Annotated in this window: 14 protein-coding genes; 3 read left to right on the plus strand and 11 right to left on the minus strand. The window is 42.7% G+C overall.

Features of this window, described 5'->3' with window-relative positions; genetic code table 11:
- Positions 1 to 39: 39 nt before the first annotated feature.
- Positions 40 to 312 carry a co-chaperone GroES gene (locus WKU26_RS00925; protein ID WP_340320544.1) on the minus strand — a complete coding sequence of 91 codons (273 nt, stop codon included), beginning with the start codon at positions 310 to 312 and terminating at the stop codon, positions 40 to 42.
- Positions 313 to 685: 373 nt separating this feature from the next.
- Between WKU26_RS00925 and lgt the strand changes: the two genes are divergently transcribed.
- The 3 genes from lgt to WKU26_RS00940 all read left to right on the plus strand — a co-directional run bounded on the left by lgt (position 686) and on the right by WKU26_RS00940 (position 4,692).
- Complete coding sequence (lgt, locus tag WKU26_RS00930) at positions 686 to 1,507, plus strand: prolipoprotein diacylglyceryl transferase (protein ID WP_340320545.1); 822 nt, start codon at positions 686 to 688, stop codon at positions 1,505 to 1,507.
- The gene (gene rmuC / locus WKU26_RS00935) at positions 1,507 to 2,910 is read left to right on the plus strand and encodes a DNA recombination protein RmuC (protein WP_340320546.1); all 1,404 of its coding nucleotides are present in this window, start codon (positions 1,507 to 1,509) and stop codon (positions 2,908 to 2,910) included. The genes lgt and rmuC overlap by 1 nt, the downstream gene beginning before the upstream one ends.
- A 141-nt stretch (positions 2,911 to 3,051) precedes the next feature.
- Positions 3,052 to 4,692 (plus strand): ABC-F family ATP-binding cassette domain-containing protein, encoded by a 1,641-nt coding sequence (locus tag WKU26_RS00940; protein WP_269877016.1) that lies wholly within the window; start codon positions 3,052 to 3,054, stop codon positions 4,690 to 4,692.
- A 126-nt stretch (positions 4,693 to 4,818) separates the two neighbouring features.
- Here the strand turns inward: WKU26_RS00940 and WKU26_RS00945 are convergent, their stop codons facing one another.
- The 10 genes from WKU26_RS00945 to radA all read right to left on the minus strand — a co-directional run bounded on the left by WKU26_RS00945 (position 4,819) and on the right by radA (position 18,624).
- Positions 4,819 to 6,282: a potassium/proton antiporter gene (locus WKU26_RS00945; protein ID WP_340320561.1), complete on the minus strand. Its 1,464-nt coding sequence runs from the start codon at positions 6,280 to 6,282 to the stop codon at positions 4,819 to 4,821.
- 312 nt (positions 6,283 to 6,594) lie between these two features.
- A complete protein-coding gene (locus WKU26_RS00950; RefSeq protein WP_340320547.1) occupies positions 6,595 to 7,611 on the minus strand; it encodes an ABC transporter ATP-binding protein in 1,017 nt (338 codons plus the stop codon).
- Positions 7,611 to 8,657 (minus strand): iron ABC transporter permease, encoded by a 1,047-nt coding sequence (locus tag WKU26_RS00955; protein WP_340320548.1) that lies wholly within the window; start codon positions 8,655 to 8,657, stop codon positions 7,611 to 7,613. The genes WKU26_RS00950 and WKU26_RS00955 overlap by 1 nt, the downstream gene beginning before the upstream one ends.
- Positions 8,658 to 8,661: 4 nt before the next feature.
- Positions 8,662 to 9,795 (minus strand): ABC transporter substrate-binding protein, encoded by a 1,134-nt coding sequence (locus WKU26_RS00960; RefSeq protein WP_340320549.1) that lies wholly within the window; start codon positions 9,793 to 9,795, stop codon positions 8,662 to 8,664.
- Between the two features lie 18 nt (positions 9,796 to 9,813).
- The gene (locus WKU26_RS00965; protein ID WP_340320550.1) at positions 9,814 to 10,380 is read right to left on the minus strand and encodes a chromate transporter; all 567 of its coding nucleotides are present in this window, start codon (positions 10,378 to 10,380) and stop codon (positions 9,814 to 9,816) included.
- Between the two features lies 1 nt (position 10,381).
- Positions 10,382 to 10,945 carry a chromate transporter gene (locus WKU26_RS00970; RefSeq protein ID WP_178266350.1) on the minus strand — a complete coding sequence of 188 codons (564 nt, stop codon included), beginning with the start codon at positions 10,943 to 10,945 and terminating at the stop codon, positions 10,382 to 10,384.
- A gap of 2 nt (positions 10,946 to 10,947) precedes the next feature.
- Entirely contained in the window at positions 10,948 to 14,913 is a 3,966-nt protein-coding gene (locus tag WKU26_RS00975; RefSeq protein WP_445323192.1) for a response regulator, read from the minus strand.
- 79 nt (positions 14,914 to 14,992) lie between these two features.
- Complete coding sequence (locus tag WKU26_RS00980; RefSeq protein ID WP_269877025.1) at positions 14,993 to 15,586, minus strand: response regulator transcription factor; 594 nt, start codon at positions 15,584 to 15,586, stop codon at positions 14,993 to 14,995.
- Between the two features lie 4 nt (positions 15,587 to 15,590).
- Positions 15,591 to 17,237, minus strand: coding sequence for an NAD(P)/FAD-dependent oxidoreductase (locus WKU26_RS00985; RefSeq protein WP_340320552.1), 1,647 nt, complete (start codon positions 17,235 to 17,237; stop codon positions 15,591 to 15,593).
- A gap of 13 nt (positions 17,238 to 17,250) precedes the next feature.
- Positions 17,251 to 18,624 (minus strand): DNA repair protein RadA, encoded by a 1,374-nt coding sequence (gene radA / locus WKU26_RS00990; RefSeq protein ID WP_340320553.1) that lies wholly within the window; start codon positions 18,622 to 18,624, stop codon positions 17,251 to 17,253.
- Between the last annotated feature and the right edge of the window lie 98 nt (positions 18,625 to 18,722).

An 18,722-nucleotide genomic window follows, 5' to 3' on the forward strand; every position in this document is an offset into this window, starting at 1 on the left:
TGATTTTTCCTTTTTTTATAATTACTATTTATTCATTAATTATCCCAATACTGCCAATACATCACTCTGACGCATCATCAGGTATTTTACACCTTCAAATTCGATTTCAGTACCAGAATATTTACCATACAATACAGTATCACCAACTTTCAAGACCATTTCTTCATCTTTTGTACCTTGACCTGCTGCTACAACTTCACCCTGCAATGGCTTTTCTTGGGCTGTGTCAGGAATAATCAATCCACTTTTTGTTCTCGTTTCTGCTGGGGCAGGGAGTATCAATACTCTATCTGCTAATGGTTTAATGTTCATAGTTCTATATTTTTTATGTATTTATACTTGTTTGTTTTCTTTCGCTGTACGAAAGTACTGAGGATATAGCGAAAACTGTGCCAAAGTGCCGAACTGCCAAAGTGTCATTTGTTGTATGGCATAATAGGTGTATTTATGACAGATAAATTAAGCTGATTTTACTGGAAAGCTATATTTTTTATGGAAAATGCAATAGGAAAAGGAGGGGAGAGTGTCGTTTTACAATCTGTTTCTAATAGAAATATTTCTGTTTTTCTGCGATGTATTTGCTTGTATTGTTTCATTGTGTAAAAATCCGAATAAAGTAAATAAGTCACTCTTCTGTTTTCCGATAAAGCAGTATCTTTATGCCGGAATTTTAAAATAGAATAATATGTTAGCACAGATTCATTGGAATCCCGACCCGGTGATTTTCCAAGTATTGGGTTTCGGGCTTCGTTGGTATAGCCTGTTCTGGATGATTGGACTGGCAGCTGCTCTGGTAGTAGCAGGGAGAGTGTTTAAGGCAAGAGGTTTGTCGGAGAACGACTTCAATCGTCTGTTTGTATATTGTGTGGTAGGTATTTTTGTTGGAGCACGTCTGGGGCACTGTTTGTTTTACGATTGGGCTTATTTCTCTCAACATCTGGCAGAGATAATACTTCCCGTACGCTTTTTGCCCGATGGAGGATGGAAGTTTATCGGTTATGCAGGGTTGGCAAGCCATGGCGGTACGTTGGGACTGATTATAGCATTGGTCTTGTATTGCCGGAAGACAAAGATGCACTTCCTGGATGTGGCAGACATCATCGCACTGGCTACTCCGTTGACAGCAGGATGTATCCGTATTGCCAATCTGATGAATTCTGAAATTATAGGTCTTCCCTCGGATATGCCTTGGGCTTTTGTGTTCGAACGGGTAGATATGCAGCCTCGCCATCCGGCACAACTTTACGAGGCGCTGGCTTATTTCTGTATCGGTTTGCTGATGTGGTATCTGTATCGTACCCGGAAGGAACATTTGCATCGGGGATTTTTCTTCGGCTTGTGTCTGACTGCCATCTTTGTTTTCCGTTTCTTTATAGAGTTTATCAAGGAAAATCAGGAAAGCTTTGAGGATGGCATGATGCTGAATATGGGACAGTGGCTCAGTATTCCTTTTGTAGCAATAGGTATTTATTTTATGATTCAAGGATATAAGAAGGAGAAAAAATAATGGATATGGTAATATATATAGTGTTGGGATTAATACTGGGTGGCGTAATGGGATACCTGTGGGCTGCACGACAGATAGGAACGCTCCGTGGACAGATACAGGTGCAACAGGAGCAGATGCAAATGCAGCAGGGGCATATGCAGGAACTGCTGGCTGCCGGAAAGGAACAGCAGGCTGTGCAGGCCGGACAGATACAGCACTTGCAGCAGGAGTACAATGAGGCGCAGCAGGAACTGGCTACTGTTAAGGCAGAGAAAAAAGCACTTGAAGAGAAACTGGAGAGCCAGAAAGAAGAAGTGGCGGCTTTGCATAAGCAGTTTAATCTGGAGTTTGAAAATATAGCCAATAAGATATTTCAGCAGAAAACGGAAAATTTCAACAAACTGAGTGCGGAGAGTCTTGCTTCGTTGCTGAAACCGTTTGGAGAGAATCTGAAGGAGTTTAAGCATCAGGTGGAGGAAGTGTACGACAAGGAGTCGAAACAACGCTTTTCATTGGAAGACCGTATTAAAGAGTTGGTCTTGCTGAACAAGCAGATTAGTGACGATGCCAATAACCTGACCCGGGCTTTGAAGGGAGATTCGAAAGCACAGGGAAACTGGGGAGAAATGATTCTGGAATCAATTCTCGAAAACTCGGGGTTGAGAGAAGGGGAGGAATATTTCCGTCAGGAGTTTCTGAAAGACGAGAACGGAGAACCTTTGCGTAATGAGAACGGACAACGTATGCAGCCTGATGTGCTGGTGGTATATCCGGATAACCGTCAGGTGATTATCGACTCGAAGGTTTCTCTCACCGCTTATGTAAATTATATAGGCAGTACGGACAAGGCGGAACAGGAGCAATACTTGAAAGCACATCTGGCTTCTGTAAAGACGCATATTGATGAATTGAGCCGGAAAGATTATTCTAAATACAATGTGTCTTCACTGGACTTTGTCATGATGTTTATCCCGAACGAGCCGGCATATGTACTGGCTTTGCAGAGCGATGCCAACCTGTGGAACTATGCATATCAGAAGAAGGTGGTACTGATGAGTCCGACAAATCTGATTGCTGCGCTGCGCCTGGCACTCGACTTGTGGAAGCGGGAATATCAGGAAAAGAATATTCAGGATATTGTGAAGCGTGGTACGGCTTTGTATGAAAAACTGGTGGGCTTCACCGATACGTTTGAGAAGATAGGGGATACATTGAAGACAGCTTCTTCGGCCTACGAGAATGCCTTGGGACAATTGGTTACCGGAAAGGGAAATGTTATCCGTCAGGCAGAGATGCTGAAGGGACTGGGTATTACTCCGAAGAAGAAATTTTCTGCACGTTTACAAGGAAAACTGGCAGAGGAAAGTGAGGAAGATGCTTCAGAACCGCTACTTTCTGCACCTGATGAGCAGACAGAATAGTAGGAAATAATCATTTTTCTTTTCTAAGATAGGATACGGCTCGGCATAGTTCAAACTTGAAAACTTCGTTTTCCATTTGCCTCTGCACTCACCTTTCACTATCTTTGCACCTCATTATTAAAAACAAGCGTAAAAAGAAATATGGTATCAGTAGATGGACTTACCGTCGAGTTTGGCGGAACAACCTTATTCAGCGACATTAGTTTTCAAATCAACGAGAAAGACCGCATTGCCCTGATGGGAAAGAACGGAGCAGGTAAGTCTACCTTGCTGAAGATTCTGGCAGGGGTGCGTCAGCCTTCACGTGGAAAGGTAACGGCTCCGAAGGATTGTGTCATAGCTTATCTTCCACAGCATCTGATGACAGAAGACGGACGTACGGTGTTCGAAGAGGCTTCGCAGGCTTTCGCGCATTTGCGGGAGATGGAAGAGGAAATTGAGCGCATGAACAACGAACTGGCTACGCGTACCGACTATGAAAGCGACTCGTATATGGCGCTTATCGAAAAGGTGGCGGCTATGAGCGAGAAGTTTTATGCCATCGACATGACTCACTTTGAAGAGGATGTAGAGAAGGCATTGCTGGGATTGGGTTTTGTGCGCGAAGATTTCAACCGTCCGACCAGCGATTTCAGCGGGGGATGGCGCATGCGTATCGAGTTGGCCAAACTGTTGTTGCAGAATCCGGATGTATTGTTGCTGGACGAGCCTACCAACCACTTGGATATCGAGTCTATCGGCTGGCTGGAAGAATTCCTTATCAACAGTGCCAAGGCAGTGGTGGTTATCAGTCACGACCGTAAGTTTGTAGATAATATTACGACACGTACCATCGAAGTGACAATGGGACGTATCTATGATTATAAGGTGAATTATTCGCAGTATCTGGTATTGCGCAAAGAGCGTCGCGAACAGCAGATGAAGCAGTATGAGGAACAGCAGAAGATGATTCAGGAAACGAAGGATTTCATCGAACGCTTTAAAGGTACATACAGTAAGACGCTTCAGGTACAGAGCCGTGTCAAGATGCTGGAGAAACTGGAACTGGTAGAAGTGGACGAAGAGGATACTTCGGCTTTGCGTCTGAAATTCCCTCCTTCGCCGCGTAGTGGAACGTATCCGGTGATTATGGAAGGTGTTGGTAAGAGTTATGGAGATCATGTAGTGTTCCAGAATGCAACGCTGACCATTGAGCGTGGAGATAAAGTGGCTTTCGTAGGAAAGAACGGTGAGGGTAAGTCTACGCTGGTGAAGTGTATCATGAACGAGATAGAGCACGAAGGTACACTGACTTTGGGACATAATGTACAGATAGGGTATTTTGCGCAGAACCAGGCTTCGCTGTTGGATGAGAATCTGACGGTATTCCAGACTATAGACGATGTGGCAAAAGGAGAAATCCGCAACAAGATACGCGATTTGCTGGGGGCGTTTATGTTTGGCAGTCCGGAGGCTTCCATGAAGAAAGTGAAAGTGCTTTCGGGAGGTGAACGTACGCGTCTGGCCATGATTAAGTTGTTGTTGGAACCGGTCAACTTGCTGATTTTGGACGAGCCTACCAACCATCTTGACATGAAGACCAAGGATATTCTGAAGCAGGCACTGATGGATTTCGACGGAACGCTGATTGTGGTATCACACGACCGTGACTTCCTCGACGGACTGGTAACAAAGGTGTATGAGTTTGGCAACAAACGTGTGAAAGAACATCTTTGTGGTATTTACGAGTTCCTTGAAACCAAGAAGATGGAAAGTTTGCAGGAACTGGAACGGAAGAAATAAAGGAAAGAAAACGGACGGTTGCCGGGTGAATAATCCGAAAGATTGGTTCGAGATAAGAATAGATATAGGAAGTGCCTCTTTGGGTGGAATGTTACTACCCGAAGAGGCACTTCTTTAATGGTGTATTTATTGAGCCTGTGGAACGCTCTTGTTTTCCGATATGATAAGCAGTTTGTCGCCGGCATGCAGTTCGGCTTGTCCGTTAGGAATCAGAAACTCATTGCCTCGTTTGATGAGCATGACCAATGTACCTTGTGGAATATGCATATCGGCCAGGCGGTTGCCGGATTTCAGCAATTCGGGGGTCAGTATTATTTCGTGCAGCTGAGAATCGATTTCATCGGGCAGTTCAATACCGAAATCATTTCCTTCTTTTTCTTGCGGAAGATCAAGCTTCAGCCATTTGGCTACTTTGGCTATAGTCATACCTTGCAGAACCAGCGACAACAGAGTGATGAAAAATACAATGTTGAACAACTGGTTGGAGCCGGGTATCTGAGCAATGACCGGATAGGTGGCAAAGATAATGGGAACAGCACCTCGCAATCCTACCCATGATACAAACAGACGGGCCTTATGGCTGATGTGGCGGAAAGGAAGAAGACAGGCAAAGATGCTGACCGGACGGGCTATCACAATCATGAAGAGTCCGATAAGCAAGGCAACACCGGCAACATCGAGCAACTCGTGTGGGTTGACCAGTAATCCTAAGGTAAGGAACATGATTATCTGGAAAAGCCATGTCAGTCCGTCCATAAAGGTATTTATGTCTTTACGGAAGGCAAGTTTGGCATTTCCTACTACTACTCCCAAGATGTATACAGCCAGATAACCGTTTCCCTTTACAAAGTCAGTCAGAGTAAAGGTTATGAAGATGAGGCTTAACAGCAGGATGGGATACAGAGAGCTGTTGGAAAGATTGATCTTATTAATCAGCCAGATGGCAAACCGCCCGAATGCATAACCTATAATTCCTCCAAATACAAACTGTGTAAACAAGCCTTGTCCGATGTGCCAGGCGCTAAGCTCGCTACCGCTACTGATAACTTCTATCAGTACGATGGTAAGCATATAGGCCATAGGGTCGTTACTTCCGCTTTCCAGTTCCAGCATAGGACGGAGATTTTCCTTTAAGTTCATTCGCTGGGAACGGAGCAGATTGAATACAGAAGCCGAGTCGGTCGACGACATGGTAGCTGCCAACAGCAGAGAAACCATAAAGGTCAGCTCAATGTTGGTGCTGTTCCATCCGGATATATAGAAAATGAATGTACCGGTAAGCAGGGTGGTAAGCAGAACGCCTACGGTAGAAAGCAGAATACCTTGTACCATTACCGGACGCACTTCTTGCAGTTTTGTATCCATTCCTCCTGTAAACAGGATGATGCTCAAGGCTACCATCCCTACAAACTGTGCATCAGAAGCACTGTTGAACTGGATGCCCAGTCCGTCGCTTCCGAAAAGCATACCGACGAGCAGGAATAATAACAGGGTAGGAATCCCGAAGCGGTACCCTGTTTTGCTGATCAGGATACTGCAAAAGATAAGAATCGATCCGATAAGTAAAATGTTTTCTGCTGTAATCATAATCAATTATTTGTGTTTAGGTAGAATTACTTTTTGTGTTAACAAATGAAACTTGAGTCTTGTTCAATGCGGGGGTGTATCTCTTCTGTTAGGAACAACTACAGGCCATATAGGAGTTTTCCGGAAATGGCTTTTGTTGTACCGCCACTACTTACAAGTGAGTACTGGAGTTTTTCCTTGTGAGTACTGGACTTTTTTCAAGTGATGAGTACACTACTCACTTGTAAGTACTGCATGAGGAGTATTTTCTGTCGTCGGATGGTTTCCTTTTTTCTTCCTGAGGTAAACTGACAAAGGAGCAAGTCTCACTGAATTTTAGCGGCAGGCAATTTCCTTCAGTAGTTCCTCAAAAGACTGAAACTGACAGGTGATGTGATTTACGTCTGTATACTTGATATCGTATGGAGAATGGATTTCCAAAGCCGGAAAGGCTTTTTCTTCCGTTTGCGGCATACAAAGATAACCATTGCGGTTCAGCGCATTTTCTGTCCAGTGGCGTAAGGTTTCGTTTTCAGTCTTAAGGTAGATTCTTTTTTCTCCTTTCACTGTAGGAGAGTAGATACCGTGCATCAGGTCGAAACGGATGTCTTCGTGGGGGAAAAGACTATCCATCCGATTATGTAAAATCAAATCTTCAGTTACTCCGCACTGTAAGCCTTCTTCGCGCGTCAGCAACCACAGGCGGTCGGATAAAACAAGAGCCTGCTCAATGTCGTGGGTAGAGAGAAGGATGGCTTTTTTTTCTTCCGAAGCCAGACGATGAAGCAGAGTCATAATCTCAATGCGGCTGACCACATCAAGGAAAGCAGTCGGTTCATCGAGTAGGATCAGTGGACATTCCTGTACCAGTGCTTTGGCAATCATGACTTTCTGTCGTTCTCCGTCCGAGAGTTCGGCTGTATAACATTGTGCCTTGTGGGCTATTCCTACAGCATGAAGCGCATGATGAACCAACTCCTTATCTTCCTGACGCAATCTTCCGAAGAAACCGGTATGAGGTTGGCGTCCTAAGGCAACCAGTTCGTATACTGTAAGTCCTCCGGCTTGTGTCTTGTCTGTCAGCACTACACCGATGGTGCGCGAACGTTCTCGCTCGCTATATTCGGCTAGAGGTTTTCCCAAGAGATGAAGATGTCCCGATAAAGCCGGCTGTGCGGCAGCAAGCGTACGGAGTAAGGTCGACTTTCCGGCTCCATTGGCTCCTAAAAGACAAGTCAGCTCACCTTGCCGAAGCTGGAAATTCAGTCGGCTATGTATCGTTTGCTCTTGTTTTCCGTGTCGATATCCGATACTTACATCTTTTCCTTCGATGATAATCTCTGTTTGCTTCATTAGTTAAAGTATTGAATCTTCCGTTGGTTAATAATGACATAGATAATGACAGGTGCTCCGAGAATAGGAGTCACTGCATTGAGGGGAATGATGCCGGCATCTCCGGGCAGGATGCAGATAAGATTGCAGAGCAGGGCAATGGCACTACCTGTAAGCAGGGTGACGGGCATCAGTGAATTGTGGTTGGAAGTGCCGAGCATCAGCCGGGTGATATGGGGAACCGCCAGTCCGATGAAAGAGATGGGCCCGCAAAAAGCGGTGGTAGTAGCTGTCAGCAAACCGGTAGCAATGAGCAGCAGACTACGGATGCGGCGGATATTGATACCTAAATTTTCTGCGTACCGTGTACCCAAAAGCAGGGCATTGAGGGGCTTGATAAGCAGAATGGCAATGAGAAGTCCTGCCACTATGAAGAGTGTGAAATAAGGAAGAATTTCTGAAGAAACACCACCGAAATTTCCTAATCCCCAGATGACGAAAGACTGGATACCTTCGGCTGTAGAGAAAAAGTTCAGTAGCGAGATAACAGAAGAGGTGACGTATCCAATCATGATACCGGTGATGAGTAGCATGATATTGTTTTTGATGAGAGTAGACAGGAAGATAATAAGTGCCATGATGACAATGGCTCCGATAAAGGCACTGGCTATGACGGACAGAAATCCGGACAGAGCAAAGGTGCCGGCAGTAATGCTTCCTCCTCCGGTGAGCATAATCAAGGCTACACCAAGGCTCGAACCGGAACTGATTCCTAAGATGGATGAGTCTGCCAGAGGGTTATTGAAGACTGTCTGTAGCATTAGGCCTGAGGCGGAAAGAGCGGCTCCGCAAAGTAGGGCTGTAATGCTTTGCGGAAAGCGGGACTCCCAAATGATAAAATTCCAACTGGCTTTTTCTGAGGTTTCTCCCGACAAAATTCGTAGTACTTCGCTAAAGGGAATGTCGACGGAGCCGAATATTAAATTGGCAAAAAGTAGCAATACAATTACGGCAGACAATACGATGCCGTAAGTATATCCTTTATGGTTTAAGGGGTATACGCTCATAGGTCTATTCGTTGAGTGAGTGGAAATAGTGTGACTGGTAGTCTGGCAATAATTCGGGATGGAAGATTTTTACGAAGTCCTTCAGCAGATATTCCGGATGGAAAGGAGATTCTTCGTAGAAACGGATATAGTGGGTGTTGCATCCATAAGTCTGTCGTTCTTTAAAAGCTTTGAACTGCGCATATATTGCATCTTCTTTCTTTAAATCTGTATAGGTTTTGTCTTTTTCCTGGTTGTATTTGATGAGCCAGAAATCGGCATCTTGTGCCTTGTCAAGAACGGCTTCAGCCGATAAAGCTACCGATCCGCTTTGTGGCAGTTGGGAGAAAACATAACGTGCACCGGCATCTGCAAAGAATTGGCTGGTGGTACTGTTGCCTCCTGCTACGTACCATGTAGAACCGATTTTCAGTTCGCTGAATACGGAAGGACGTTCTGATAAGGAGGAAGTCTTTGATTTTATATCGGAATATTCTTTTTCTACTTGAGCAAATAACGAATCGGTTTTGTGCTCACATCCGTAAAGAAGGCCGAAAAAGCGCATCCATTCTGCCCGCCCCAGTGGTGATGTTTCCATGTAGTCGGCACATTCGATGATAGGTATATTCAGTTTTTCTATCCGTCCGTATCCGTTGCTGTTTTCGTAAGGGGAAAGAAGGATGGCATCCGGATGCATGTCGATAATCTTTTCGATATCCGGACTCATACTGTTTCCTGCATCGGTAATTTTCCCGCTTCGGCAGCCTTCCTGGATAGAGGGTATACTTATATAGGAAAGATCGCATACACCTTTTATCTGATTGACGGCTTCCAGTTCGTCTAACAGGCTGCAATGAACGGAAGAATAGATGAGGGAACGTGAGAGTGGAACTTGTACAAGGGTGCCTTGAGGGAGTGAACTAGGCTGAGGCTTCGACTTATCAGTCAGAATGTAAGTGCGTAAGACTTTAGTTGTATCCCACGGATTCCGAAGAGTGGCAAGGGTATAGTCGTTGTACTTGACGATACATAGGTTTTTGGCATATTTCAGTGTCAGAGTATCTCCTTCTGATTTCGGAGAACTGGATTGTTTCCGAGCTCCGCAGGCAGAAAGTAGAAGACATAAAATCAGGTAGAGGGGAAAAATTGTATGTTTCATGGTTATAAATGGCTTGAATTAATTGAATATGAAATAACCTGTAGCACCACAGATTACAATGAGTAAAATGGGGTTGACCTTGTAGCGGTAGGAGGCTAAAAATGCTCCTGCAAATAAAATGCAACTGATTATAATTTGTCTGGTATCTGTTCCGAAGTTCTCACCATTCATTAATACAAGAGCGGCTGCAGCCAGCAATCCGACTACACCAGGACGAAGTCCGCTGAAGACAGAAGCGATAATCGGATGTTTTTGGTATTTTAAAAAAAATTTGCTGATAGTTATCATTAAAATAAAAGAGGGGAGTACTACTGCACAGGTGGCCAACACGGAACCTAATACTCCTATGGCGTGCGAATAACCGGCATTGACTACTGCACTATATCCTACATAAGTAGCCGAATTGATACCGATAGGACCGGGAGTCATCTGACTGATGGCTATGATGTCTGTAAACTCGGAAGTAGAAAGCCATTCGTAACGGGTTACCACTTCTCCCTGAATCATGGAAAGCATGGCATATCCTCCACCAAATCCGAACAGGCCTATTTTAAAGAATGTATAAAACAGTTGTAAGAAAATCATTTTATTTTTCCTCCTTTAGTTGATTTTGTTTATTTCTCTGGAAACGTCCGTATAAGTATCCTCCCAATCCGCTAAGTATAATAATGTATATAGGGGAGAAATCAAGCAGCCAGATAAGTAGGGCAGAAACAACCGGTATCCATAAATTATATCGGTTGATACGGGCTGATTTGGCCATTTTGAAGGTGGGAACAGCTATTAAGGCTACCACAGCAGGACGGATTCCTTTAAAAATACTCTCTACTGCCGAGTTGTCTTTCATCTGCTGGAAGAATAAAGCAATAGCCAGAATAATGAAAAAAGAAGGTAGGATTGTTCCTAATGCCATCCAAAAAGCTCCCCAGAATTTTCGTAGTTTATAACCGATGAAGATGGCTATGTTGACAGCAAAAATACCGGGCACCGTTTGGGCTAAAGCCATTAAGTCGAGGAAATCACTTTGTGAAATCCATTTTCGTTTATTTACAAGTTCTGTCTCTATCAAAGGGACCATTGCGTATCCTCCTCCGATGGTAAAAATACCAATGCGGAAGAAGATGAGGAATGATTTAATGTAAAAATTCATAATCAGTTATTCTGTTTCATATACGTGCTGGGAGGAACCCCATAAAATTTTTTAAATACATCGGTGAAGTATTTGGGATCAGAAACTCCTACCATTTCTGCTACTTCTGTCACGGAGTATTGCTTGCTTTTCAGTAAAATTGCAGCTTCTTTCATTCGGATGTTTCGGATGAAGTCGGCAGGGGGAATACCTGTCAGTGCTTTCATCTTGTTATAGAAGCTGGTACGGCTCATATTCATGGCAGCACAGAGTATATCTACATTCAGCTCAGCACTCATTTTTTCTTTGACTAATGCTGTGACTTTGTTCATAAACTCATCATCCAAATTCGACAATTGGGGAAGGGAACTCTCTGCTTCTGTTTCTGATGGAGACGGGTTTACTTGTTGGAAACGAGTACGCATAAGTTCTCTGTTTTCAAGCACATTGCTGATGTTTGCTTTCAGAACTGTAAGGTCGAATGGTTTTACAATGTACATGTCGGCCTTTGTCTCCAAGCCACGTAAAATATGCTCCCGGTCTCCCAATGCTGTGAGCAGGATAATAGGAATATGACTGGTTTCAATATTGCTTTTGATAGCTTTGCAAAGCTCTTCTCCACTCATGACAGGCATCATTACATCTGAAAGAATGAGATCGGGCTGTTCTTGCTTTATTTTTTCTATGGCTTCTAATCCGTTTTCGGCTCCTGTAACACGGTATTGGGTAGACAAACTTTGCAATAAGAAAGAACGTAGACTATTGTTATCTTCCACTATCATAATAAGTGGAGCGTCCGAATTTTCTTTCTCAGTAATAATAGGAGTTATATTTTCCTGCAACACTAAGGCGCTTGATACATCGTGCGGAAGTGAATCGTTCTTGTATTGATAGTTATTGCCTTTGATTGGGAAAGTAAGCTGGAATGAAGAACCTACATTTTCTGTACTGTTAAAGCTGATTTTTCCTTCATGGTTTTTGATGAGTCGATACGTCAGCAGCATTCCTACTCCCGAACCGGTAATCAACTGATTGGTAGCATTACTTCCTCTGAACAGAAATTTGAATAACTTTTTCTGGTCTTGTTTAGGGATACCAATACCTGTATCTGTAACCACAACAGTCCAGTTGTTCTTGGTGTGAGAGGCTTCTACAGTTACACTTCCTCCCGAAGGAGTGTATTTTAATGCATTGCTGAGCAGATTGCGCAAAATAGAGTCCATCTTGTTGCAGTCAATCCATACATCAAGATGCTCAAAATTGCTTTTATACTGCAGATTAAGTCCTTTTTGTTTCGCGTAATTTTCAAACTGGAGAAGATAACTGCTCAGGTATTGATTAAGTTCCTGTTGGCTGACCATAACAGTAGAGCTATACAATTCTTCTTTTTGAAAATTCATCAGGTTATTTGCCAGGTTAGACAGGTTGTCTGTATTCTGCATGGCAAGGTTAATGTTTACCAGTCCTTGTTCTGACAGTTGCTCATTTTTCAGAATTTCTCCCAATGGAGCTTTTATCAGTGTCAGCGGAGTACGTATATCATGGGCTGTATGAACAAAGAAATTAATTTTTTCCTGAGATGTTTTTCGTTCTCTTCTTATGATTTGATATCGCATAATGGCATATGCAATACCAACAAGTATTAAAGCATAAATCAGGAAAGCCCAGAATGTGAGCCAGAATGGACGGTCTACAATAATCTGTATGCTGCGTTCTTCCAATACCTGGTTGTTATCAAATGAAATGGAACGTACTTTCAGTGTATAGTTTCCCGGAAAAAGGTTGGTGTATCGGATTAAGTTATTGGTAGATGCTTGTGTCCAATGCTCATAGAATCCTTCTAATTTCCAACTGTATAAAATGTTCGATGGATTGTCATAATTAATTGACGATACATTTAAAGAGAACGTATTTTGGTCGTATTCCAATTGGATAATAGAAGTCTCGTTCAGAGGCTTCTGTAAGGGGGAATCCTTTTCTTGTGGGTATACAGTTTGATACATGATACTCAAATCGCTGAATACCATGTGGCTTGAGAAGCTATTAGGGAAATCGATACTGTCTGGTAAAATAATAGCCCCTTCGTTACTACCAAAAATCAGATAACCATTATTGGTGTGTACGGCTGCGTTCTGATTGAAATTGGCTGATAATAAACCTTGTTCTTTTGTCCAATTGATAAATATATGATCTTTTGTATTAAACTGTGAAAGTCCGTTTTCTGTACCTAAAATAAGGTTTCCTCGTTTATTAGGAATAATACTATAAATATTGTTGGTTATCAGTCCACTATTATCCAGATAGTAATGGATATGTGTATTTTTTTTATTATCGAAAATAAATAATCCGTTTCCATAAGTACCGATATAGGTCTTGCTACCATCATTGGTTTGATAGATACAGTTGACACATCCGGTATTAGGAAGGTTGTCTTGTGTGATAAATTGTTTCTTTTGTTTATCGAAAATATAAATTCCGTTGACTGTTCCTATCCAAAGTGAATGTTCATCTCTGTCTTTGACACAAGTGATAGGGTAAGCCGTATTGTATTGATGGCTTTGTTTGGTTTGTAGATTATAGGAACGTAAACTATAGAATCCTCCGCTCCAGATAGTATTGGATTTATCGCGGTGGATACTGCGTATATACTTGTCGGGAGTTTCTCCTTTGGTCACAGCCTGTTGGAATGAAAAGGTTACTTTTCCAGTTCGCTTGTTGATTAAATAAGTACCAGACATATATCCTCCGGCAACAATAACTCCCGGCTCCAGCTCGCATAAGGAGATGAAGATACGGTTGTCATTCGGGGTATCTTTACTGGATGGAGAAATATAGTTTTTCCATTTCTTTTCACTGACGTCGAAGCAGCTGATGCCGTTACTTGTAGCGTACCATGTATCTCCCTCAGAGTCTTGTAAAATTGCATTTATTCTATCGTCGATAAGAGAGTTTTGGTTCGTTCTTGACTCTTTTATCCATTCGTAGCCAGGATATTTTTCAGAATATACGGTAATGCCTGTAGGATAAATAACATTCCATATGCGGTGAGCTTTATCAATGTAAATATCTTTGATAATGCTTCCGTTCATTTTATTAGGCTTTTCGTAATCTTCTTTTAAGAAGTGTTCAAGCTGGTGAGTCTTCAGATTTAATTTATAGACTCCATCTCCGTCTGTGGCTATCAACACTTCGTATGGGGTTTTATAGGGCTTAATGGTGTTGATGCCTACATCTTTTAGTGTGTTTTCTAATTTGCTGATTTTGTTTTCATGTGGGGTATAGACGTATAAACCATTCATCAGAGTACTGATAATTAGCTTGTCGGTATTCTGATGATAGTAGATGTAATTGATCAGGCGCATATTGCCTATATCCACATTTTCTATTTTGGTTGCTGTCTTCTGATCGGAAAAAGTAATCCTATATATAGTCTTATTGGTCGCAAAATAGAATATACCCTTTGGGGCTTCGGTTATACCCATGATATTTTCTTTTATATTTTCCGATAAAATTTGCGACTTCTTAGTCTTTGTATGGAATCGGATTATATTATTTCCACAGCAAAACCAGATATAATCCTTTTTATCAAAATAAACTGTTGATATAGGAGTTTGTTTTAGGTGAGGATATTGATCGTGTAAATCGAAAACTAATTGAAAAGAGTCTTTGAGTGCATTAAAACGGAATACATAGCCGTCTTTTCCATACTCCCAAAGGATGCTGTCCGAATCTATATGGAGGGTATTGAGATCCGGATAGAAATTCATGACCCTTTTAGAACTCTGTAGTTTATAGTGGTAGAATTGTTTTCCGTCATATCGGTCTATTCCTTTGTGAGTCAAGATCCACATATATTCTTGTGGATCTTGTTGTATGGATAATACCCGCCGGCTGCTCAATCCGTTTTCCATTTCAATATATTGAAAGATTTGTGCGCGTAGGGGTAGTAATGTCAGTAGAAAATATATAGTTATAAAAAATTTTTGCATAACATCTTATATCATAAGCACATTATGCAAATGTCGGAAAAATCAGTGGGCTATCAAAATAATTTAGGCTTTATTACACTTATATTCGGTCGGCTTCTATGTAACCGTGCATTACGGCATAAATAGCCAGTCCGGCAATGGATTTAATGCCTAATTTGGCTGTAATGTTTTTGCGGTGGGTTATGACGGTGGTCTGCCCGATATTCAGTTTTTCTGCTATTTCTTTATTGATAAATCCTTTGGTCAACAGAATTAGCACTTCTATCTCTCGGGGGGATAATTCGTGTTCTTCTGCTGGAGACGCAGAGGAATGGGGGTGTTGAGAGGAGTTATGCCCATGGGTATGCAATTGCATAAGAGATAGAATCAGTTGCTCTCTGGGGAGACTGATATTCAGATTGGGAATGTTGTTTTTGAGTAGAGGGTGCTCGTTGGTGGACAATACAATTGCTTTGGGAAAGCGTTCAAGGAAGAAAGAGGTATGCTCAAAATATATGTGAATAGACACAAAATAGTGAGCATACATATCGGGAGTATCATCTATCAAAGCTGCAAAACTTGGAAACACACGGATGATAGCATCAGGAATCAACTCTTCCAGAATGGTCTGTAGTCCTAATGCTGTCAGTGTGTTCGGCTCGATTATTGCTATTTCGGGAGTCTTGTTTATCATAGGTTTAACTTAAATATGCTGCAACGGCTTCTGCGCAACGTTCTCCGTCAATACCTGCTGAGACTATACCACCTGCGTAACCTGCTCCTTCACCGCAAGGGAATAAACCTTCAATTGTCACATGCTGTAAGGTCTCATTATCACGTACAATACGTATAGGGGCAGAAGTTCGTGTCTCTACGGCAATCATAACTGCTTCGTTGGTTAGAAATCCTCTTGAACTTTTTCCAAAAAGTTGGAAACCTTTGCTCAGACGTTCGCTGATGAAAGGGGGCATCCAAAAGTGCAAAGGAGAGGAAACCAATCCGGGACTGTACGAACTCTTAGGGAGATCGTAGCTCAGTCTTTTTTGAGTAAAGTCTACCATTCGCTGTGAAGGGGCTGTTTGGCGCATATTACCTTGTTGCCAGCATAGTTGCTCCAATTGTTCCTGAAATCGCATGATAGACAAAACATGAAGATTATCTTTTTCTTGTTTGCCGGATGCCTGGATGAGGGCTTCTGTTTGTGCCAGTTCGGAACCGGGTATAAGTTCTCCAGGTGTCAGCTGAAGGTCGGGATGGAGCAGGTCTTCAGGACGAATTTCTACTACCATGCCGGAGTTGCTCCATTTTGTGCCACGGTTGCTGGGACTCATTCCGTTTACTACCAGCTGGTGTGGACCGCTGGCTGCCGGAACAACAAAGCCTCCCGGACACATACAGAAACTGTATACTCCTCTGCCTTCTACTTGTTGTACAAAACTGTATTCGGCAGCTGGCAAATATTTCCCTCTTCCATTTTTATTATGGTATTGTATTTGGTCTATTAAAGCAGATGGATGCTCCAGACGGACTCCGACTGCAATTCCTTTGCTTTCAATAGGTACTTGGTGGGAGTATAACCAACGGTATACGTCTCTTGCCGAGTGACCTGTAGCGAGAATTACGGGACCTTTAAAGATTTGTCCTGTATGGGTTTCAATTCCTATAATTTTATTGTGTTCTATAATCAGAGCATCCATTCGGGTTTGGAAATGTACTTCACCTCCGCAAGCAAGAATAGTGTTGCGCATATTTTCGATGACGCGGGGTAGCTTATCTGTTCCGATATGAGGATGTGCGTCTACCAGAATAGAGGTACTTGCTCCGTGTTGGCAGAATACATTTAATATCTTGTCGACATTTCCACGTTTTTTACTGCGGGTATAGAGCTTCCCGTCAGAGTATGCACCCGCTCCTCCTTCTCCAAAACTGTAGTTGGATTCGGAGTCTACTTTATGCTCGCGGCTGATTCTTGCCAGGTCTTCTTTGCGGTCGCGTACATTTTTTCCTCGTTCGACAACGATGGGGCGCAGACCAAGTTCTATCAGTTTAAGGGCTGCAAAGAGACCTCCCGGGCCTGCTCCTACAACAATGACGGATGGCTTGTCTGATACATTTTTATATTCTGTAGGAATATACTCTGTTTCGGTTGGTTCTTCGTTGATGAACACACGAATCTTCAGATTGATAAAGATTGTACGTTGGCGGGCATCAATGCTTCGCTTCAATATGCGTATAGCATGGATGGTGCGTATATCGATGCCTTTCTCCCGACCGATATATTGTTTTAACGACTGCTCGTTTGCTGCCTGTTCTGGCAGTACTCTTATTTGGTATTCGTTTATCATATTTGAGATGAAGTTATCCGAACAGCTGGCGGAAAGCTTCTTCTACTTTCCGGACAGGGACAAGTTCGATTTTTATTTTTTTTCTATCCAATCCTTGTAAATTGTGCTTGGGGACAAGCATACGGGTAAATCCGAGTTTTTCAGCTTCGCTGATACGTTGTTCAATACGGTTGACCGGACGTATTTCTCCACTTAATCCTACTTCTCCTGCCATACACACTCCGGTTTCTATTTCAGTATCCATGTTGCTGGACAAGATGGCACTGATGACTGCCAGGTCGATAGCCGGATCGTTTACCTTTAGTCCTCCTGCTATATTCAGAAATACATCTTTCTGGGCCAGTTTGAAACCTACTCTTTTTTCGAGTACAGCCAGAAGCATGTTCATGCGGCGCAGATCGAATCCGGTCGCCGAGCGTTGAGGCATTCCGTAGGCGGCAGTGCTGACCAGGGCTTGTACTTCGATAAGGAAAGGACGGATGCCTTCTACTGCGCAGGCAATGGCGACTCCGCTCATTCCTTCATGGTCTTGGGTTAATAGTAGTTCGGAAGGGTTGCTTACCTGGCGGAGTCCGTCTTGTCGCATTTCATAAATACCTAGTTCTGCTGTACTTCCGAAACGGTTTTTGATGCTTCGCAAAATTCGGTACATATAATGTTGGTCACCTTCAAACTGGAGAACGGTATCTACAATGTGTTCCAAAACTTTAGGGCCGGCAATGCTTCCTTCTTTATTGATATGTCCGATTAGTATGACAGGAGTTCCTGTTTCTTTGGCAAACTTAAGGATAGAGGCTGAGCATTCACGTACTTGTACAATGCTGCCTGGAGAAGAATCAATGCTTTCCGTTGAAATAGTTTGTATGGAGTCGATGATAACTAGGTCGGGTGCAGTGTTCTTTATATGAGTGAAGATTTGTTCTAAAGAGGTTTCACATGCAATTTGAAGATGATTTTCTTCGGGATGTGGAATGCGGTCTGCACGCAGTTTGAGTTGGCGGGCGCTTTCTTCTCCCGAGATATAAAGTATCTTTTTGTCTTTTAAACGTAAAACCGTTTGTAAGACAAGGGTGGATTTTCCTATACCGGGTTCTCCGCCTATTAAAGTAAGTGATCCTTGTACCAATCCTCCGCCTAATACGCGGTTGAGCTCTTCATCGTACATATTGATACGCTGTTCATCGCTCGATACAATTTCTTTCAGATACTGCGGCTTTGAGTGAACGGATTCTATACCACGTGCTACATGTTTGGCTACGGGTGTCTCTTTGCGTACAACTTCTTCTACAAAAGTATTCCATTGTCCACATGCAGGACATTTACCGGCCCATTTAGGGGATTCTTGCCCGCAATTAGTACAGATATAGATTGTTTTTTCTTTTGCCATAAAAGGATAAGGACGAATAGAAATTATGTTAGTCTATAGATTTGCAAAGGTAGATATTTATCAGAATTAATAAGGTAGGTGATGAGAAAAAAGTGAAG

It is taken from the genome of Phocaeicola sp. HCN-40430, assembly GCF_037890285.1.
In the GTDB taxonomy this organism is placed as follows: Bacteria; Bacteroidota; Bacteroidia; order Bacteroidales; family Bacteroidaceae; genus Phocaeicola; species Phocaeicola acetigenes.

Bases quoted from the DNA above. Each gene is read 5' to 3' on its own strand.
- WKU26_RS00925 (WP_340320544.1), bottom strand. From the start codon at position 312: ATGAACATTAAACCATTAGCAGATAGAGTATTGATACTCCCTGCCCCA.
- lgt (WP_340320545.1), top strand. From the start codon at position 686: ATGTTAGCACAGATTCATTGGAATCCCGACCCGGTGATTTTCCAAGTA.
- rmuC (WP_340320546.1), top strand. From the start codon at position 1,507: ATGGATATGGTAATATATATAGTGTTGGGATTAATACTGGGTGGCGTA.
- WKU26_RS00940 (WP_269877016.1), top strand. From the start codon at position 3,052: ATGGTATCAGTAGATGGACTTACCGTCGAGTTTGGCGGAACAACCTTA.
- WKU26_RS00950 (WP_340320547.1), bottom strand. From the start codon at position 7,611: ATGAAGCAAACAGAGATTATCATCGAAGGAAAAGATGTAAGTATCGGA.
- WKU26_RS00955 (WP_340320548.1), bottom strand. From the start codon at position 8,657: ATGAGCGTATACCCCTTAAACCATAAAGGATATACTTACGGCATCGTA.
- WKU26_RS00960 (WP_340320549.1), bottom strand. From the start codon at position 9,795: ATGAAACATACAATTTTTCCCCTCTACCTGATTTTATGTCTTCTACTT.
- WKU26_RS00965 (WP_340320550.1), bottom strand. From the start codon at position 10,380: ATGATTTTCTTACAACTGTTTTATACATTCTTTAAAATAGGCCTGTTC.
- WKU26_RS00970 (WP_178266350.1), bottom strand. From the start codon at position 10,945: ATGAATTTTTACATTAAATCATTCCTCATCTTCTTCCGCATTGGTATT.
- WKU26_RS00975 (WP_445323192.1), bottom strand. From the start codon at position 14,913: ATGCAAAAATTTTTTATAACTATATATTTTCTACTGACATTACTACCC.
- WKU26_RS00980 (WP_269877025.1), bottom strand. From the start codon at position 15,586: ATGATAAACAAGACTCCCGAAATAGCAATAATCGAGCCGAACACACTG.
- WKU26_RS00985 (WP_340320552.1), bottom strand. From the start codon at position 17,237: ATGATAAACGAATACCAAATAAGAGTACTGCCAGAACAGGCAGCAAAC.
- radA (WP_340320553.1), bottom strand. From the start codon at position 18,624: ATGGCAAAAGAAAAAACAATCTATATCTGTACTAATTGCGGGCAAGAA.